Origin of the sequence: Affinundibacterium danionis (genome assembly GCF_042432465.1) — a bacterium.
Taxonomy (GTDB): domain Bacteria; phylum Pseudomonadota; class Gammaproteobacteria; order Burkholderiales; family Burkholderiaceae_D; genus Undibacterium; species Undibacterium danionis.
The window spans coordinates 201292-220748 of sequence record NZ_JBHLXJ010000016.1 but is presented as its reverse complement, the minus strand read 5'-3'; the positions used below and the strand labels follow the sequence as shown (position 1 = coordinate 220748).

Sequence of the window (19457 nt, the reverse complement as noted above, 5' to 3'; positions counted from 1 at the left end):
GGAGCTTGATCATGAAATTACTGAGCCAACAAGAAGCGCAAGCGATTTGCAATAAAGTTTTGAGCTTGTCCAAAGCCGATGAATGCAATGTGCAGCTCGGCGGTAGCAACACCGGTAATATTCGTTTTGCCAGAAATGCGGTATCGACCTCGGGTGCCGTCAGCGATACTCAGTTAGTCGTGGCGGTAGCTTACGGCAAAAAACAAGGGATCGCGACTATCAATGAGTTCGATGAAAAATCTTTAGAGAAAGTGGTACGCAGAGCAGAAGATCTGGCGCGTTTAGCACCGGAAAATCCTGAATTCATGCCTGCCGTTGGTAAGCAAGAATACCAAGCTTCGCCCACTTTCAGCCCAAAAACGGCAGCGATAGATCCTGATTTTCGTGCTGAATTAGCGGCTTATACGATAGAAGCTTGTCGTAAAAAGAATTTGGTCGCAGCCGGATTTTTTACTGATAACAGCAGTTTCTCCAGTATCGCCAATTCCAACGGCGTATTCGGTTATCAGCAAGAAACGGGCTTGGATTTCACTTGCACCGTGCGCACGGAAGATGGGCGTGGCTCTGGTTGGGTGAAACGTTCTATCGGCGATGCCGCACGTTTTGATGCACGCGAAGCGGCTGATGTGGCGATAGAAAAAGCCCTGCGTTCAGTCAACGCCAAAGCGTTGGAACCGGGGCGCTACACGGTGATCTTAGAGCCCGCAGCAACCTCTGATTTGATCGGTAATATGTTGGGTGGTTTTGATGCGCGTCAGGCCGATGAAGGCCGTAGTTTCTTGTCTAAAAAAGGTGGTGGTAATCGCCTAGGTGAAAAGCTGTTTGATGAGCAAGTCAATATCTGGGCCGATCCTTGGCATCCTGAGGTTGCGGTTCTACCTTGGGATGGTTCCATGCTGCCACGGCAACGTACCGAAGTGATTAAAAACGGTCGCGTCAATGCCTTGGAATATTCACGTTTCTGGGCGCAAAAGCAGAACAAAGCACCGCTTGCTGGTCACGGCAATATGATCATGGCAGGTACCGATAAAAGTACGGCAGAATTAATTGCCAATACCAAAAAAGGTGTGCTCGTTACACGCACTTGGTACATCCGTATGGTCGATCCGCAATCGGTACTGTTGACCGGTTTAACGCGCGACGGCACCTTCTATATTGAGAACGGTAAGATCATGTATCCGATCAAAAATTTTCGTTTCAATGAGAGCCCAGTGACGATGCTGAATAACATCGAAGAGATTGGCAAACCAGTCGTGATTGCTGGTGATGAAGTGCCATATCAAATGTTGATACCGCCGATGAAAGTGAGAGATTTCAATTTCACTTCTTTGTCGGATGCGGTGTAGTGTCGGTTAAATCTAGTTAAAGTATTTGTTCAATTTTATTTTGGAGTTGCTATGGAAAGACGTAGCTTTTTAAAGATTAGTGGCATCGCTGCTGGTAGCATGATTATCCCGATTTATGGCAATGCGATTGCCGCAGAAGCCTTGATGAATCCCGTCGGTAATGCTTTCAAAAAATCCTTAGCGGATGCCGCGATGAATGCCGCCACACAGGCTGGCGCTAGTTATTGTGACGTACGTATCGGGCGCTATGTCAATCAATTCATTACCACCCGTGATTTACGTGTTGAAAATATCGTCAATAGTGAATCTATGGGCGTGGGCGTGCGTGTTATCGCTGGTGGTTCTTATGGCTTTGCTTCCACGAATGATCTTTCTGTTGATGCGGTGGTGAGCATGGCGCGTCAAGCGGTAGCAATCGCTAAAGCGAATGCTAAGTTGCAGACTGAGCCCTTGATACTGGCGCCAGTCAAAGGCGTGGGCGAAGTTGCATGGTCTACGCCATTCAAAAAAGATTGGCGCACCATTCCAGTCAAAGAAAAAGCCGATATGTTGATTGCGGCGAACAAAGCGGGCTTGGAAGCGGGTGCCAATTTTATGCAGTCCAATTTATTCCAAGTCAATCAGGAAAAATATTTTGCTTCTACCGATGGTTCTTACATCGACCAAGACATACATCGCCTGTGGGCACCGATGACGGCAACTGCGGTGGATAAAGCGACTAACAAATTCCGTACTCGTGAAAGTCTGTCCTCACCCGTTGGTATGGGTTTTGAATTCTTCGATGTCAATCCTAAAGATAAAGTGATGGCTGCTGGTGGTGTGGCGAGCTTGTATAAACATTCACTGGACGTGATCGAAGAGGCGCGTGAAGCAGGTCGTCAAGCGCGTGAAAAACTCTCTGCTAAGTCGGTAGAGCCAGGCAAATATGATTTGGTCTTGAGTCCAGAACACTTATTTTTAACGATACATGAATCGGTCGGTCATCCGACTGAGTTGGATCGCGTCCTCGGCTACGAAGCAAACTATGCGGGAACAAGTTTTGCGACTTTAGATAAATGGCGCAGTAAGAATTTCAAATTCGGTGCGGATCGCGTGAATTTCTTCGCAGATAAAACCACGCCCGGCTCGCTGGGCGCGGTGGGCTACGATGATGAAGGCGTGCCAGCAAAACGCTGGGACATTATTAAAAATGGTGTGCTGGTCAATTATCAAGCGACACGTGATCAAGCGCATATCATCGACGAAAAAGAATCACATGGTTGTTCATATGCCGACAGTTGGAGCAGTGTGCAATTCCAACGTATGCCGAATGTCTCTTTAGCCGCAGGCAAAGCACCATTGACACCAGATGAGATGGTGAAAGATGTGAAGAAAGGGATTTATATCTTAGGTCGTGGTTCTTATTCTATCGATCAACAACGCTATAACTTCCAGTTTGGCGGTCAGCTCTTTTTCGAAATTAAAAACGGCAAGATTGTAGGTCCGGTGGAAGATGTTGCCTATCAATCGAATACCCAAGAATTCTGGAATAGCTGCAGCGCGATTTGTGATGAACGTGACTGGCGTATGGGCGGGTCTTTCTTCGATGGTAAAGGTCAACCTAGTCAAGTCAGTGCGGTGTCACATGGTTCCTCTACTGCCCGCTTCAACGGCATTAATGTGATTAATACAGCGCGCAAAATCGCTTAACAAGTTGCGGCAAATAAAGCAAAACAAATAAGGACGATAAGATGAAAAAGATGACTCAGGAAGAAGCAAAACGTATTTGCGATCGTGTAATCGGATTTTCCAAAGCCGATGAATGCCGCGTCTCTATCCAAGGCACACGTGCTGGCAATATCCGTTATGCACAAAATAGTGTGTCAACTGCAGGTTTGAATCAAGATACGCAGTTATCTGTCAGTGTCGCTTTCGGCAAACGTCAGGGTACCGCGACAGTGAATGAGTTTGATGATAAATCACTAGAAAAAGCAGTGCGTCGTGCTGAAGATATTGCACGTCTGGCACCCGAAAATCCAGAATTTATGCCTGCTGCATCTAAGCAAGAATTCAAAGCAACGCCGACCTATTTTGAACAAACTGCCGCCATTGATCCGGATTACCGCGCTGAGGTCGCATTGCAAAGTATTAGTCTGGCAAAGAAAAATAAGTTGATCGCAGCAGGGTTTTTCTTAGACACCTTGGGCTTTGAAGTGATCGCCAACTCTAATGGTGTATTTGGTTTTCAAGAATCCTCCAACCTGAGTTTTAGCTGCACTGCGCGTACCGAAGATGGTCGCGGTTCTGGTTGGGTGACGCGCACGGCGAATGACGCACGTTTGTTTGATCCACGTGAGGCTTCGGAAGTGGCGATTGAAAAAGCCATGCGTTCAGTTGATGCCAAGGCTTTAGAGCCAGGTCGTTACACAGTGGTATTGGAGCCAGCCGCTTCCTCCGATATTTTGAATTTTATGTTCAATGCCTTTGATGCACGTCAGGCCGACGAAGGACGTAGCTTCCTTTCCAAAAAAGGTGGCGGTAATCGTCTCGGTGAAAAGATGTTTGATGAACAGGTCAATATCTGGACTGATCCATGGAATGCCGATGCGCCTGTCAATCCTTGGGACAGCGGTTCTATGCAGGCACGCGAACGTAGCTCTATCGTCAAGAATGGCAAAATTGAATCTTTGCAATATTCGAACTTCTGGGCGAAGAAACAAGGTGTCGCTGCAAAAGGTCGTGCAGGCAATACCATTATGTCGGGTGGCACCAAGTCCACAGAAGAGCTGATCGCTTCGACTAAGAAAGGCATCTTGGTGACACGTACTTGGTATATCCGTTCCGTCGATCCGCAATCGTTGCTAGTAACTGGCTTAACGCGTGACGGTACTTTCTATATCGAGAACGGTAAGATCAAACATCCTATCAAAAACTTCCGTTTCAACGAGAGCCCAGTCACGATGTTAAATAATATTGATGATCTCGGTAAGACGCAGGTCTTCGGTGATGGTCGTAAATCAGTCGTGCCAGCCATGAAGTTACGTGATTTTAATTTCACGTCCTTGTCGGATGCGGTGTAAAACCTTAGAGAAATTAAAGCCGATAACGTCATACCGGGCTTGACCCGGTATCCATGTAATTAGCATCAGTCGTGATTGAAACATGGATGCCGGATCAAGTCCGGCATGACGATCCCAGCTTGAATTTCCTTTTATCTTCCATCTTCCCGCATGAGCAATTACGACTTCTATTTCACCCGTTTAATTTATGATTCCGGCGATTGGGATGTGGATATTCGCATGCCTAGCAACGTCTTAAATTCCTTGGTCGAATACACCACGCTGAAAGTTGATACGGTGGAGCGGGTCATCGCTCTGTCTGATCCTAAAATGTTGGAAGCACCATTTTGTTATATGGCCGGACATAAGCTGGTGCAATTAAGTGCGATAGAACGTAAGCATTTGGAGCGTTACATCAAGGGTGGTGGATTTTTATTTGTGGATGATTGCAATCACGATATTGATGGATTATTTGCCAAATCATTTGAAGCTGAAATCGCCAAAATATTTGGAACTAAAGCCTTAAAGAAGATTCCTAACACCCATCCGCTCTATACCAGTTTTTTTAGGTTTGATGGCCCGCCTAATACTAGTGTGGAATTGAACGGTTGGGGCGACGATTTGGTGCATGACTATTTGAAGGCGGTAGAAGTCAATGGTCGTATCCGTCTGCTGTACAGCAATAAAGATTATGGCTGTGAGTGGGATTATGATTTTAGGAATAAACGTTTTTTAGCGGTAGATAACACCCGTTTTGCGGTGAATATTATTCAGTATGCTTTAGGAGCGTAGTATGCAGTCGAATGTGCAAGCGAGTTGGAACGAGCAGGAAGTCAGTGATCTCAGCAGTAAAGTATACGCGCTTACCGAGAGCATGTCGCAGGTGATTATTGGTCAAAAAGACGTGATTGAATCTTTAGTGATTTGCCTGTTAGCCGGCGGTCACGCTTTGGTGGAAGGTGTGCCAGGTCTGGGTAAAACTTTACTGGTGAAATCATTGGCACAAGCGACTGATTTGGAATTTCGCCGCGTGCAATTTACGCCGGATTTGATGCCATCGGATATTGTCGGAACCGAGATTCTCGAAGAAGACACGACGACACGCCAACGTGTATTTCGTTTTCAAAAAGGCCCGGTATTTACGCAAGTCTTGTTAGCGGATGAAATCAATCGCGCACCACCAAAAACCCAATCGGCTTTATTAGAGGCGATGCAAGAGCGTAGTGTGACTTTCGCTGGACAGACACATCGTTTACCAAAACCGTTCTTCGTATTGGCTACCCAAAATCCGATTGAACAAGCCGGAACTTACCCCTTGCCAGAAGCTCAGTTGGATCGCTTCTTATTGCGTATAGACGTTGGCTATCCAAGTGAAGACGAAGAAATGCTGATGGTCGAACGCACCACGCATGCCGGTATCGCGGATGCGGTCAGTGCGATGGATGTCGCTTCTCTGTTACGGCTGCAAGCCTTGGTGCGCGATATTGAAGTTGGTGAACATCTAGTACGTTACGCGACCCGCTTGATACGCGCCACGCGCCCACAATTGACTCAAGTCGAGAGCGTAAAAAAACATGTAGGCTGGGGTGCGGGGCCGCGTGCCGGTCAGGCCTTGGTATTGGCTTCGAAAGCGCGTGCGTTGATGCATGGTCGGTTGGCGGTAACGCGTGAGGATATGGCGGCGATGTTATTGCCGGTATTAGCGCATCGTGTTCTACGTAATTTTGAAGCGGAAGCAGATGGCGTTGCGATCGCAGATATCTTGCTGGCTTTACGTGAGCAGATCAAGATAGATTAAGCAAAAAAGTATGTTGAATACAGCCGCTCTATTGGCGCACAGCCAAGATCTCGATTTGATCATACGCCACGTCTTGGCGGGTCTGGGTCATGGTTTGCACGCAGGACGTGAGCGCGGCGCAGGGGTTGAATTTTCTGAATATCGTGCTTACGCGCCCGGTGATGAATGGCGTCGTGTCGATTGGAAATTATTAGCACGCAATGATCGTTACTACGTGCGTGAAGCCGAGCGCGATAGTCATGTTGCGATTTGGCTGTGGCTCGATGCCAGTGCCTCTATGGCTGAGTCTAGTTATCAATATCCCGGTGTGAGCAAATTACATTTTGCCCGCGCGATCTTGGCTTGTTTGGCGGCAGTCGCACAGCGCCAAGGTGATGCTTTTGGCTTGCTGGTGGCACAAAACGGTAAGCTACAAATAACGTCTGCATCACGCGGGCCGAGACAATTACACAGGATCATGGCGCAGCTTAATCAAACGCAGGCACAAGGCGTTTTGCCTGATGCCGCAGTGCTCAAATCGCAGTTACATTTTGTCCGTGCGCCGAGTTTAATTTTCGCGGTCAGCGACTTTCTCGAATGGCCATCCGCCAGCACCGAAAGTCTGATCCGTTTGCGTCGCATGCAACATGATGTACGTGCCTTATGTCTGCGCACACAGGCGGAGCGTGATGCCAGTTTTGCGGCAGCGCTGACTTATGTTGATCCTGAACAGCCAAGTACTTTGGTTAAAATATCAGACAGCACCAGAGCAGTTTTCAAGTCCACATTAGACGCGCATTTTGCCGCGGTGGCACAGCAATGTCGTCAAGCGAATATTGCTTATTTAGCCGCCTGTATAGAACAGGATATAACGCAGGTTCTGCGCGACTGGTTACGATTGGCGGGGCGCGCATGAGTAGTCTGTTGCCTTACTGGTGGCTCTTACTGCCGCTGATGATATTGCCTGTCTTATGGTTAAGACAAAGGCGCGAGAGCTCGCAGCGTCAAGGTTTGGCGACTGCAAAATTTCTAGCGGCCGCTAGCCCGCACATGGTGCAAGTATGGCGTTGGCAGGCTTGGCTGTTGCTGATGTTGCGTTGTTTATTGCTCTTGATCGCTATCGCTTATTTAGCAAGCATCTTTATTCGATGGCGCGGTGATACGGTTTTGATTGCAGCTGGCAGTGATCGCGACTGGATAGAGCAAGAGATCAAAGCGAACAATATGCAAGACGCCAAGCGCATGAGTTTTTGCGCAGAGCTTAGCTGCGATATTCAGAGCACACAAATTTTGTATTGGCTGGAGCAACATCAAAGCGGGTGGAAAGAATCGGCACGACTCTTGGTATTAGGCGATGCGAGCCAGATTGCACTCAATGCGCAAGCACCTCAACTAGTGCCAGCGTTGACGGTTAAAGTAGCGACACTCCCGACCACAAATGCATCAAAAAATACATCGAAAAATACATCGGACAATACAAAAAAAATCGTAGAGGACCATTACATCACTGTACGCAGTGATCGGGTAGCAGCATGGCAGCACTTGTTCGCGGCATTCGCGGTGGCGGGCAAGGCTAATCAGAATTATGTGTGGCAGCAAGAGCCTGATGCCAGTACAGAATTAGTGATTTGGGACAGTACCCAAGCGGTACCGCAGCAATGGAAAACCAAAGCCAAAGCAGCATTTTGGTGGTTGAGTTCAGGCGCTGGTCTTGTCACCGAGCAAACCATAGCAGAGACGCAACCAAATTTGCAGACGCTAATTGACGGCAAGCTTCATCTTAAACAATTTAAAAATGAGGGCAGTCGTTATTGGTTATTGCAGGTAGGCAGTGATTGGCCGCTCCAGCTTAACGATAGTCAGAACGCAAAACGTTTATTTGAAGCTTGGCAGAAAATGAGTCAAAAGAGACTTAATTTTCCGACGACATCGTTTAGCCTCCCAGCCAATAAAAATTTAATACTTGCTCAACAGCAGGAAAACACGCGCGATACTTTGTTGGTTTTACTACTGTGCATTTTTGCTTTAGAACGGATATTTACTCATGTCAGACGTCGCTGAAGTTCGTCGTCGTGTGACGGCTAGATTATGGCGTGCCGCCTGCTTGCATAGCTTGCCAGCGTGCGTTGCATTGATTGCGCCATGGATTATTCTGCGCCAACCTTGGCCTTTGCTCATTTGCGTATTCTCAGTATTAGTTTATGCATGGTGGACACAAAAGCGTATAGCCACGCACTGGATTAGTTGGAGTAATGCCAGTTTTTCTGAATTAGAAGACAGCATGCATTTGCTTGCGGACGATAGCGCGGCAAGTAGCGCCGTTGCGCAATTACAAAGAACACGTCTGCTAAAAAAATTTGAACAGACTTTGCATTCCGAGGCTTGCCGCCGCGTGGTTAGACAGTATGTCTCCTTCCCACGGTTTGTGATTGCGATCAGTTGGCTGCTGGCCTTGCTTTGGTATTTTGTTCCAACACAAACTACGACCAACCATAAAAAGGCACTGGCAAGTACGACCCAGTCACAGCAGCTGTTAGCACTGAACTCGACACTGAGTGTCCATGTGACGCCGCCGCCATATACCAAGCTACCAGCGTTCACTAGTGCGCCTAAGGAAATGCAGATTCCAGAAAACAGTCAAGTGCGTTGGTGCGTCACGCTGCCCTCTGGCGTTGACAGTGAACAACAGGCTTTGCGTATTCAGTTGAGTAATGGACAAACACTCAATTTTGTTCAACAGGGTGCGGCTCGCTGTGCCGCGTGGCAGGCAAGCGAAACCGTGTTCTGGAGCTGGAGCGCAGATCCCGCTAAGACTCGTATTGTATTGAAAGTGCAGTTAGATCAAGCACCGCAAATTAAACTGACCGCACCAACCGACATGATACAAGTGCTGCCGCAAGACGCAAAACAAGTTCGTATTGCTTTGCGTATCACCGACGATTATCAAATTACACAAGCCACGATGCACATGACTTTAGCACGCGGCAGTGGTGAAAATATTCGTTTCAGTGACAAGGAAATGCCCATCCCGCAAGGTAAAGACAGCAAGCTGCGCGAGTGGGATAAGCTGTGGTCACTCAGCGAGTTAGGAATGGAACCCGGTGACGAGCTCTATTTCTTTATTCGCGCGACCGACAATGCAGATAAAAATCCACACATTACTCGCTCACCGACTTACACCTTACGACTACCATCACCGGAAGCCGCTGCGGAAGAAACGACGGCATTGCCAACACTTGTTAAGGTGGAGTCCTTGCGCAGTCAGCGCCAGATTATTATCGACACCGAACAACTCTTGGCCGACATGAAAGCCAATCCTAAATTGAACCCGAATTTAATCCGTACTCGTAGTGAAACGATTGCAGGGGATCAAGGCGCTTTAAGACGACGTTATGGCAAATTTTTGGGTGAAGAATCGAGCTTGTTTGGCGATGACGAAGGCGATCACGGTGACCATGATAGTCATGATGGACATGGCAAAAGTGGCGATAAAGCGCCCGTCGATTTAGCGGCTCAATATGGTCATGCACACGATCAGGAAGAGAATGCCACTTTGTTTGACGAGGCCACTAAAAAGATATTAAGACGAGCTTTAGTCGCGATGTGGGACGCCGAAAAATCTCTGCGTGCAATTGCGCCAGCCAATGCATTAGCCCCTGAAAACAAAGCACTAGAAGCCATCAAACAATTGCAGCAAGCAGATCGAATTTATTTACACAAAGCGGCATTTACACCTCCTGCGATTAAAGAAGAAAAGCGCTTAACCGGTGATGTTTTAGATTTAAAAAATACGAGTAAAAAACAAAATGAGGCGGCCGTCATCGTACCGGAAGAGATTCGGCATTTATTGACCGCCTTGCAGCGTCAGGACAGCTTACCCGCTCTGTGGTCAAAAAACGCACGTGATTGGATCGCAGCGCAAATCACGAATGAAGAACAACGATTGGCCGCGCAGGCTGCGCTACAAGATGTGATTGATGGCTGTGCGACTTGTCGTCCCGCCTTAGCGGCGTGGATACGTCAGGGCATCTCGCAGGCGGAGTTGATTTTGCAAGGGCGTAGCGTTTTAAAAGCTAAGCAAAGCAGCGCTTTCGATAAAGCATGGGAAGCGTCGATGCCGAACAAGCAGCCTGCCTCAGTGAATGGAAAACAGCCATGAGTGAATTTGATTTTTCCTTATCGCATTCGCAGTTAGCTTTGCTTTTCGCTTTAATCGCCATTGCTGGGTTCTCAGCTTTTCACTACTGGCGTAAGCGGCAAATTTTGGATGTGTTGTTGATTTGCTGTGCCAGTATTTGTATCGCGGTGTTGATACTCGATCCGCGCATGGTCGCACTTGATAAAGTTGCCTTGATCGATAGCGATGATCCTCATTTGAACATGGCGCAGTTAGCGCAAGAGATGAATAAAACACAAAGCGCACAGCTCAAAGGCGATGGCTTGAGTGAGGCACAATGGCAAGATTTGCCGCGTATCCCCGTGCAATGGTTGGCGCAAGCTGAAAAGCAAAAGTCGACAGACATTATTGATTTAGATTTTCCCACGCATCTTCCGCAAGGTAGGGTGTTTACGCTCACGGCAGCACGTGAACAAGTGCAAGGTGAATGGCGACTGCAACTGCTGGCAGAGAATCAAACCGTATTAGCCGAGGTCCGTGGTAAAGAAAAACGATTAAGCTTGACTTGGTTGCCGCCAGTTGCCGAGCGCATGGTATTGCAAGCGCGTTTGCTCGATAACAAGGGGAAAATTTTAGAGCAAGGTCCAATTCCTTTAGATGTCACCTCAGCCCAAAGTCTCAACATCCAAGCGCGATTTGCGGTACCTTCTTTTGATACTCAAACGCTCAATGAGTTGTTCACGCAAAGCCAGGCCAAATTAGACTGGCAAACCAGATTAGGTAAAACCGTGACACGCTTGGAGGCGAATGACGAGCTGGCAATAGTGAACGGCAGTCGTTCTTCATCAGACGGCAAGCGAACACCCGAGTTAGTGATACAAGACGCCGCCTATTTTAAACAATCGAGTGCGCTTGCACGCACCCAGCTCTTGCAACAAGTGGCACAGGGAAGCGCTTTGATATTGCTAGGAACCAATGCCAGCGATGGCAATATATGGCAGCGCGAGATCGGCTTACGTCTCGTACCGAGTGCGTCGGACCAAGAGCTCGCTGTGAATACTTTAATGAGTTTGAGTCCAACTTCTTTAGTTCCGCACACAAACCAAAACCAAGATTGGCGGCAGTCAAAAGAAAGACCTTGGCTCGCTCAACGTAACTGGGAAAAAGGACAAATCATTTGGCTTGCGGTGGCCGGTTGGCATCGTTACAAAATCAGTGCACCGGATGCCTTGAGTTTGTGGTGGCAAGATATTTTAGATCAGTCGCAAGTAGTAAAGCAGCAGGAGTGGCGCATGCAAGCTGAGCAAGTGATGCCACTCATAGGCCAACGTATGCGTATATGCAGCGAGGGTCTGGCGCCGCAAGATCTGCTTCTAACTCCACAAAACGCATCGCATCATTTGCGAGCCTCGACAGACAAAGCAGATGCTTTATGTACAGCATTTATTCCCAGTAAGTCAGGGTGGCAAGAATGGCAAACACAAAGTGCTGGCAAACCTACTGCCAGCGGTGCCTTTTACGTGTATCAAAAGAAGGATTGGCCAACATGGCAAACAGCCCAACGCCGAGCTGCAACGGCTGCGTTTATCGCCAGTACAGCGCTGCAAAGTAAATCTAAGCAGCAGTCACAAAAGACGATAGAGAAATGGCCTTGGGTCTTAGGCTTAATGGCGTTGATGCTGATGCTATGGTGGCGCGAGCAGCGACGTTAGATGTAAGAGAAAAATCTCAATTAAATTGTACTAGCTCAGCATCGATCTGACAGTTACCAGTTTTTGTAGGGTGTCTGTCAGATTGGATTTGAGTCGAACCCTCTTCCACTCAAATCCATCGTCGCAATAAGCAAATTAGTAATTAATGTCTTTTACTTTCCACTTTTTACCACCACCCCACCCTTAATCACCACCGCCACATTTTCTAACAAGCGCACGTCCTTCGTTGGATCGCCTGCCACCGCCACCATATCAGCAAAGCGACCGGCTTCTAGTATGCCTACGTCTTTGCTCGATAAGGCTTCTGCGGCATTAATGGTGGCTGCTTGAATCGCTTGTACTGGCGTCATGCCGTATTTCACCATCGTTGCGAATTGTTTGGCGTTGTCGCCGTGTGGATAGATACCAGCGTCAGTACCGTACACCATCTTCACGCCCGCAGCGTGAGCGCGGCGGAAGCCTTCGCGTTGCACATCAGCGATCTCTCTATCTTTGCGTAGATTGTCTTCCAGCACGCCGTTCTTTTTGCCTTCGGACTGGGTGTAGTCGGTGTTGTAAATATCCATCGACAAATAAGCGCCATGTTTTTTGGCCAAAGCGATTCCTTCATCATCGATCAAGCTCGCGTGTTCTATGGTGTCAACGCCAGCACGAATCGCATCTTTAATACCTGATGTGCCGTGCGCATGCGCTGCGACGCGCAGTCCCCATTGGTGGGCTTCTTCGGCAATTGCGGTCATGTCTTTCAAACTCATCTGTTGTTGCCCTGGTTCGGTGTTGTGAGAGAACACGCCACCAGTTGCGCAAATTTTGATGACTTGCGCGCCGTACTTGCGTAACTCACGCACGCGCTTGCGACCTTCTTCTGGACTATCCGCGTTGAAGGGACTTTGTTGATTCATGGAGGGTGGGTAGAAAGTCGAATCGCAATGACCACCAGTAGCGCCAAAAGAATACGCGGCAGTGACGACACGCGGCCCCGGGATTTTTCCTTCGTCAATTGCTTGGCGCAGACCAACGTCATTCCAAGCATCAGCACCGACATTGCGCACGGTGGTAAAACCTGCTTGTAAAGTACGGTTCGCATGTGGCACGGTCAGGATGGACCAGAAGCGATCACCAAATTGGAGCGTATTGTAGCCACCATAAGTGGGATCAGAATCCAAATGCACATGCATATCGATTAGTCCGGGAACCACCGTCATACCAGGCAAGTCGATTTTTTGCGTATCTTTATTGGTGGTAGCGGCAGACTTATTGCTGACAACACTCACTATGCGACCGTCTTTGACCAAGATCTGAGGATTGGCAATCATTTTTCCGGTACGTACGTCTAACATTTGACTGGCAGAAATAAGTACCTCGGTGGCGGATGCATGGCTGGCGAGACTAAGGGCAGCGGCGGCCAATAGAGAAGAATAAAGTGGGTATTTCATGGAAAGCTCCGTGATTATGTATTTGCCGATAGGAAATTTTGGCAGCCGCTCAGTATCGTGCCTGTATGCTTGATGGTCAAATATGTTTCTCGTGGTTGATGTGTGTTGCCAACAATTCGACTCTCAGACTCACAGCTGCTCAGAAAAAAGTCATGCTCGCCAGCGCGACAAAGCTATTTGTTTATATTGGTAAGTATTTCATTCAATTTAAAAAGATAATTTCTCGCTAATCTGCAACAGAAAGTGTTGCTTTTTGTTTCTTTTCGTTTCTTTGATGCAGCTAACTTGCTTGTTTGCATGAAATTCTGTTGCTGCCCGCCTATACTAAAAATGCACCCCATAGATATCAATCGAATTTTGAATGCCTGATCAATCGAAATTCGAATGCCTGATATCTGAGTAGCTAATGGCATGACTTTCCTCATGTTGGCCAGCGCGCTTGCACAGGCGGAAAAGTGATGCTCCCGAGTTCGCTGCTTTAATAAATCCAAATAGTTCCTAATAACTTTTAGTATCAGGAGGATAGAAAATGGCTAGATCAAAGGTGTTTAAGCTGCATCGCGTGTTGGCGATGTTGAGTATGGCTGGTTTCAGCAATATAAGTCAGGCGGTGGATTTTACGTACTCAGGGTTTGGCAATATCACAGCGGGTAAGGTGTTTAGCGCCACGGGCCTAGAGGTCGGTTTTCCTGATAATAATAAGTGGAAATGTCCTTGCTATATCGCTGACTATTCGCACGGTAGCGTGTATGAATCGCGTTGGTCGATTAAGCCGGAATCGCGCTTTGGATTGCAAGGCACGGCGACCTTCACTGATAACCTATCTTTCACCGGTCAAGTAATGGCACGTCATGCAGCAGGCGACGCCGAGATTGGCGTTGAGCTGGCTTTTTTGAGCTACAACCTGAGTCCCAAATGGACTCTACAAGTTGGTCGTAAACGTCTGCCCTTATTCTTCTATTCTGATTTTCAGGATGTCGCTTTTGCGTATAACTGGACCCGAGTGCCACCCGATGTGTATGGCTGGCCTGTGGTTAATTACAATGGTGCGAATCTGACTTTTCGTGACGATATAGCGGGATGGGCGGTTAAATCCAGTGCTTACTTTGGTAAAGAGCATGCCAAAGAAGTTGCGATTGCTAAGCTCGGTGATCCCTCACGTGTTGATGTTCATTGGGATGATATGTACGGTATTGATTTAGAGCTCAATCGAGACTGGTTCACGATGCGCGCTTCGGTCAATAAATCCAAACAAAGACGTTTGCGCATGGGGCCGACTGGCTTGGTACAGTTTTCACCAGACATTAGTTACGGCAAAGACTCGCCACAAACCTATAGTTCTTTATCTTTGAATGTTGATAAAGATGAGCTGGTGGTCAGAACCGAATTTTCTAAAATTGATCAATCATCACAACGCGGTACTTATTCGGGTTATTTAGCTGGGGTTGGCTATCGCTTTGGTAATTTCTTACCGATGGTGACTGTCAGTCGTTTTAATTCCTTCGGTGGTAATGGCGCGGCGATTGAGGTGGACCGAAATATCGGACTGACCTTGCGCTATCAGTTATCTGACAGCAGTTTCCTTAAATTCCAATTGGATCGTAGTCGTTGGGATTTTTTGAATGGTACGGATAACACCCGTAAGTTAGCCACTGTCTCTTATGACTTTACATTTTAGAGGAGAAATATCATGAATCTTTCTTTCTCTACCAGCTTACGTTGTCTTGTTTTGCTGGGTGGTATGGTCGCTAGCGCGGTTGCGATGGCGGGGGATGTGGTGGTGATTGTGAATCCAGCCAACTCAGCCAACATCGACGAAGAGCAAATCGCCAAGATTTTTTTAGGGCAAACTAAAACTTTCTCGAATGGGTCGGAAGCTTTGCCAGTCGATCAAAAAGAAGGGGCGCTACGGGAAGAGTTTGGCAATAAATTACTGAAGAAAAATCCAGCACAATTAAAAGCACAATGGGCACGTCAGATTTTTACTGGCGGTGCCAAGCCACCGAAAGAGTTGTCGAGCGACGATGAGGTTTTAAAGTTTGTCGCCAGCACTCCGGGCGCCATCGCTTATATCGATTCTTCTAAGGTCAATAAGTCGGTGAAAGTAGTCAAGCACTAATTAAGCACTAATTCATTTGCGCGGTAATGAGCGGAATGAGCGGTATGAGCGGCCAGCGTGACTCTGCGTCATGCTGGCTTTTTCTTGCCAATATCTAGCACATAGAACTCTCGAAACCGAAGCTAAAGTTCAAGTTAAAGCTAAAGCCAGAGCCAGATCCAAAATGCAAAAAGCCCACCAAAGGCGGGCTCTCCATGTATTGCGGTAATTCACTGATAACCAAGACTATCTATCAGGTGTTATCAGCTGATTCAGCACCCATGCTATCTGCGTGGTGTACCTTTCGGAATTAGTGTGTCATCAAAATCTGATCACAATCTTGATGGTGCAATTTCACCCAGATTTTCTAATTTGAAAATGAGGATTAATGAATTATTTGCTGCAATATCGAATCGCACAGCGCACTTGAGTCGCCCTGCATACATTCGAAGCACAAATGATTTTCTTATTTTGTTAAATTGTCTTTCAGCGAAATACCGTCCATCTTGAAATAATCAAGATGGCGGCGTCGCCTGGCTAAACCATTTTCCTTTACCCCATGCTATCTGCGTGGTGGCTATGGCCGATTAGAACCAGTTTGTGCGGCTATTGTGCTATCACTTGGCACAAAATGCGCTTGCTTTTTGAATGAAATCTTTGCGGGGTTTTATCCACCGAGGCTATCTGCCAAGTGTGAATAACCGGTAATGGTGCCCCATCAATAAGTTCATTCTGAACGATGCTTAACAGTAAAACGAGTGATGTTCGTGCAGCGTTTTTTTACTCAATTTTGTAGAAATGAATCTTACAAAATTTGAATATTGCTGGCTTTATCGCCTTTAGGACTAGCGCTGCGTTCGAAAGAAACGCGTTGATTTTCCGAGAGGCTTTTGAAACCAGAAGATTGGATGTCTTGAAAGTGAGCGAATAAATCCGCGCCACCCGCGTCAGGTGTGATGAAGCCGAAGCCCTTAGCATCGTTGAACCATTTGACGATTCCTGTTTGTGCGCTCATGTTATTTCCTTTGAATTAAAAATGGCATTCACGTCATCAAAATCAAACGATATGCGAGCGAGAATTTGCCGGTAGGCGAAATTGCCTGTTAGGCACTTAAAACCAAGAGATGAAACCGAAGGAGATAAAACAGAACGACTAGAAGAGAACAGCCATGCGGAATTGGGACCAACAATAAAACGACCTGATACAAGTACAGGCCGCAATATACACATAAATTCCCAAATCACCTAATTTATTTTTGCTTGAGGTAGAAAATAGTGGGGGTCTCATTCGCAAATGGAGTGTTGCACAGATGTTGTAATTTGCAAAACCGCTCTTGATAAATACCTCTTTATTGTTTTTATGTATTCACTTTGCCTCATAATAGCTCGATTGCGATATTTCATCCGTCAGCGCACGAAGTACAGTAAGCCCGACTAGACAAAATCGACGGAATTTCTTCTTGAAGAAAGCAGGATTAGGATGCAGCCGAATCAAGCAAAATCAGGTGCTCAAGCAAGTGTATCAGCAGAAACCTCAACGCAGCGTTTACTGTTTTTCAAACGATTGCAAACGCTGACGAATAAAATCCACGCCACTCAGGCCGTCGATCAAATCATGTTGGACTTGAGTCAGGATATTTGTGATCTGTTTGAATGTGACCGCATGACGATTTATGTGGTGTCGCCAGATAAAGCGAATTTGGTCTCTAAAATAAAAAAAGGTTTGGATAGTTTTAAAGACATACGCCTACCGATTTCTGATCAAAGTATTGCGGGTTATGTCGCGCTGCACCAGCAAGTTCTATGCATCAAAGACGTGTACAACGAAAAAGAATTACACACCCACTCTCCGCATTTGCGGTTTCAAAAAGCGATCGATGAACGTACTGGTTATCGCACCAAAGAAATGTTGGGCGCACCGATTGTTGATGCCTCTACTCGTCAATTGCTGGGTGTCATCCAATTTATCAATAATCGGCATGGTGTCGCGTTTACCGCGATTGCTACGGAGGGCGTGAAGGAGTTGTGCGAGACATTGGCCATCGCCTTGACGCAAAAAAATAAACCACTCATTTTGCCACCGTCAAAGTTTAATTTTTTGGTGTCAGAAGGCATTTTGTCTGCGCCTGAATTTGAGTTGGCGATTAGTTCTGCACGTAAAAAACAGCTAGACCTAGAAGATGTATTGATTGATGAATTCCAAGTACAGGTCGCTCATATAGGTGCGGCTTTATCTAAATTTTTTGCCGTACCGTATGAAGCATTTAAACCGGATCGCGTGATTGATGCAGAGTTGACCAAGAAATTAAAACGTCAATATGTAGAAGAAACCAATTGGTTGCCGATTTCGGACGATGCCAGCGGCTTAAGTATTTTAGCGATAGATCCTGAGCATGTGAAAACCACCCGCGTGGTTAATCTGATTTTTTCCACGCCGCGCCTGCATTATCGGGTCACTACCAAGCGCGAATTTAAGCTCACGGTAGATCAATTTTTTGGGCAAAGTGCCGATACAGGTTCGGTCAATGAACTGTTATCAGGTATGGAAGGCGAGGAGCCAGACGAAAGCAGCACCGGTACCGAGGTTTCGGCAGCGGTAGAAAATGAGTTAGTTAAACTAGTTAATAAAATCATCGTTGATGCCTACCAGCAAGGTGCTTCGGATATTCATATAGAGCCTCGTCCTGGTAAGGAAAAGACGGTAATACGGTTTCGGCGCGACGGTTCACTTGCGCCGTATATTGAGATTCCCGCTAGCTATCGTAATGCCTTGTTGGCACGGATTAAGATTATGTGTGATCTGGATATTTCAGAAAAACGCAAACCACAAGATGGCAAGATTAAATTCAAAAAATATGGCCCGCTCGATATCGAATTGCGGGTAGCAACTATTCCGTCTTCTGGCGGTATGGAAGATGTCGTCATGCGTATTTTGGCTGCAGGTGAGCCGATACCCATGGCGCAACTCGGCATCTTGCCGCATAACTTACAACGTTTAAAAGACGTGGTGGAGAAACCTTATGGCATCTTCTTCGTCTGCGGACCAACTGGCTCGGGTAAGACAACCACCTTACATTCGGTGCTGCACTACTTGAATCGTCCAGAAACCAAAATCTGGACAGCGGAAGATCCGGTTGAGATCACGCAAAAGGGTTTGCGTCAAGTACAAGTCAATCGCAAAGCAGGAATGGATTTTGCGACTGTGATGCGAGCCTTCTTGCGCGCTGATCCCGACATCATCATGGTAGGTGAAATGCGCGATAAAGAGACGGTCTCGATAGGCTTGGAAGCCTCATTGACCGGTCACTTGGTCTTCGCGACTTTGCACACAAATAGCGCGCCTGAATCTATCGTTCGTTTGCTCGATATGGGCATGGACCCGTTTAATTTTGCCGATGCTTTGCTGGGTATTTTGGCCCAACGTCTGGCTAAACGCTTATGTGCCAATTGCAAGCTCGCTTATCAACCCACGCCGGAAGAAATACAAAGCATGCTCAATGAGTATTGCACCGAATTACTAGCGACGCCGGAATTCCAGATCGATGCGGAGTTAGCTAAGCAAAAGGTGTTGAAAACATGGCAGAAAAATTATGCCGATGCGCAAGGTAATTTCACCTTGTATCGTCCCGTAGGCTGCGACAAGTGCGTAGGTGGCTACAAAGGCCGAGTTGGCCTACATGAGCTCATGGTGGGCACTGATGGCATAAAAAAACTGATACAAGAGCACGCCCGTGTAGCCCAATTGTTCACTGCTGCGTTAAGTGACGGTATGCTGACTTTGAAAATGGATGGCATGGAAAAAGTCTTGTCCGGCATCATGGATATGAAACAAGTGCGTGTGGTTTGTATTAAGTAAATAGACGCTCTCATCATTCAAATACATGTACGTGCAATTGCGCCATTGTCGCATTAAATTTTTTAGTAAATACCTTA

Annotated in this window: 14 protein-coding genes; 12 read left to right on the top strand and 2 right to left on the bottom strand. The window is 47.0% G+C overall.

The window, feature by feature from the left end; translation table 11 throughout:
- Positions 1–11 precede the first annotated feature (11 nt).
- The 9 genes from ACFFJH_RS15530 to ACFFJH_RS15490 all read left to right on the top strand — a co-directional run bounded on the left by ACFFJH_RS15530 (position 12) and on the right by ACFFJH_RS15490 (position 11990).
- Positions 12–1346 (top strand): TldD/PmbA family protein, encoded by a 1335-nt coding sequence (locus ACFFJH_RS15530; protein WP_390213845.1) that lies wholly within the window; start codon positions 12–14, stop codon positions 1344–1346.
- Between the two features lie 51 nt (positions 1347–1397).
- The gene (locus tag ACFFJH_RS15525) at positions 1398–3035 is read left to right on the top strand and encodes a TldD/PmbA family protein (RefSeq protein WP_390213844.1); all 1638 of its coding nucleotides are present in this window, start codon (positions 1398–1400) and stop codon (positions 3033–3035) included.
- Between the two features lie 41 nt (positions 3036–3076).
- The gene (locus tag ACFFJH_RS15520; RefSeq protein ID WP_390213843.1) at positions 3077–4405 is read left to right on the top strand and encodes a TldD/PmbA family protein; all 1329 of its coding nucleotides are present in this window, start codon (positions 3077–3079) and stop codon (positions 4403–4405) included.
- A gap of 150 nt (positions 4406–4555) precedes the next feature.
- Positions 4556–5176 carry a DUF4159 domain-containing protein gene (locus ACFFJH_RS15515; protein WP_390213842.1) on the top strand — a complete coding sequence of 207 codons (621 nt, stop codon included), beginning with the start codon at positions 4556–4558 and terminating at the stop codon, positions 5174–5176.
- A gap of 1 nt (position 5177) precedes the next feature.
- Entirely contained in the window at positions 5178–6182 is a 1005-nt protein-coding gene (locus ACFFJH_RS15510) for an AAA family ATPase (RefSeq protein WP_390213841.1), read from the top strand.
- Between the two features lie 10 nt (positions 6183–6192).
- Positions 6193–7077: a DUF58 domain-containing protein gene (locus ACFFJH_RS15505; RefSeq protein ID WP_390213840.1), complete on the top strand. Its 885-nt coding sequence runs from the start codon at positions 6193–6195 to the stop codon at positions 7075–7077.
- Positions 7074–8222: a hypothetical protein gene (locus ACFFJH_RS15500; protein ID WP_390213839.1), complete on the top strand. Its 1149-nt coding sequence runs from the start codon at positions 7074–7076 to the stop codon at positions 8220–8222. The genes ACFFJH_RS15505 and ACFFJH_RS15500 overlap by 4 nt, the downstream gene beginning before the upstream one ends.
- Positions 8206–10320, top strand: coding sequence for a DUF4175 family protein (locus ACFFJH_RS15495; RefSeq protein WP_390213838.1), 2115 nt, complete (start codon positions 8206–8208; stop codon positions 10318–10320). Before ACFFJH_RS15500 ends, ACFFJH_RS15495 begins: the two co-directional genes overlap by 17 nt.
- Positions 10263–11990, top strand: a complete 1728-nt coding sequence (locus tag ACFFJH_RS15490; RefSeq protein WP_390213837.1) for a flagellin — start codon at positions 10263–10265, stop codon at positions 11988–11990. Before ACFFJH_RS15495 ends, ACFFJH_RS15490 begins: the two co-directional genes overlap by 58 nt.
- Before the next feature lie 152 nt (positions 11991–12142).
- Here ACFFJH_RS15490 and ACFFJH_RS15485 read toward each other — a convergent pair whose 3' ends face one another.
- Positions 12143–13426, bottom strand: a complete 1284-nt coding sequence (locus ACFFJH_RS15485; protein ID WP_390213836.1) for a Xaa-Pro dipeptidase — start codon at positions 13424–13426, stop codon at positions 12143–12145.
- A 529-nt stretch (positions 13427–13955) separates the two neighbouring features.
- Here ACFFJH_RS15485 and ACFFJH_RS15480 point away from each other — a divergent pair.
- Positions 13956–15104: a hypothetical protein gene (locus ACFFJH_RS15480; protein WP_390213835.1), complete on the top strand. Its 1149-nt coding sequence runs from the start codon at positions 13956–13958 to the stop codon at positions 15102–15104.
- Positions 15105–15116: 12 nt separating this feature from the next.
- On the top strand, positions 15117–15545 hold the full coding sequence (locus tag ACFFJH_RS15475; protein WP_390213834.1) for a substrate-binding domain-containing protein: 429 nt from the start codon (positions 15117–15119) through the stop codon (positions 15543–15545).
- Between the two features lie 784 nt (positions 15546–16329).
- Here ACFFJH_RS15475 and ACFFJH_RS15470 read toward each other — a convergent pair.
- Positions 16330–16539: a cold-shock protein gene (locus ACFFJH_RS15470; protein WP_390213833.1), complete on the bottom strand. Its 210-nt coding sequence runs from the start codon at positions 16537–16539 to the stop codon at positions 16330–16332.
- 465 nt (positions 16540–17004) lie between these two features.
- On the opposite strand from ACFFJH_RS15470, the gene ACFFJH_RS15465 reads away from it, so the two are divergent.
- Entirely contained in the window at positions 17005–19380 is a 2376-nt protein-coding gene (locus tag ACFFJH_RS15465) for an ATPase, T2SS/T4P/T4SS family (protein WP_390213832.1), read from the top strand.
- Positions 19381–19457 lie beyond the last annotated feature (77 nt).